The sequence below is a fragment of the Rhizobium ecuadorense genome, from assembly GCF_001187535.1.
Lineage (GTDB): Bacteria > Pseudomonadota > Alphaproteobacteria > Rhizobiales > Rhizobiaceae > Rhizobium > Rhizobium ecuadorense.
Genome location: NZ_LFIO01001371.1, coordinates 1 through 245, shown reverse-complemented (window position 1 = coordinate 245; position 245 = coordinate 1). Strand labels below are relative to the sequence as shown.

1 pseudogene is annotated in these 245 nt (G+C 60.0%); it reads left to right on the top strand.

Going from position 1 to position 245, the window contains the following annotated elements:
* A pseudogene (locus tag AF337_RS44655) lies at positions 1-245 on the top strand (DUF5054 domain-containing protein); the annotation flags it as partial.

Sequence of the window (245 nt, the reverse complement as noted above, 5' to 3'; positions counted from 1 at the left end):
AGCTTCCTCTCCTTCACGCCTGATCGTGCCGCGGAGTGGAATTTCCGCAAGATGGGCCTCTGGCATCGATCGGGGAATATTGCGACGAGCGGCGGCGGACAATTGCAGGCGGTGACATCAGCACGCGGTGATCTTGCCGATGGTCCGCTGACAATCGAAACCTTCGATGCGCCGCTCGTTGCGCCGCAAGGCTCAGATTTCATGACGTTTTGCAGGACGTTGCCGGATTTCACCGCCGGCATCCG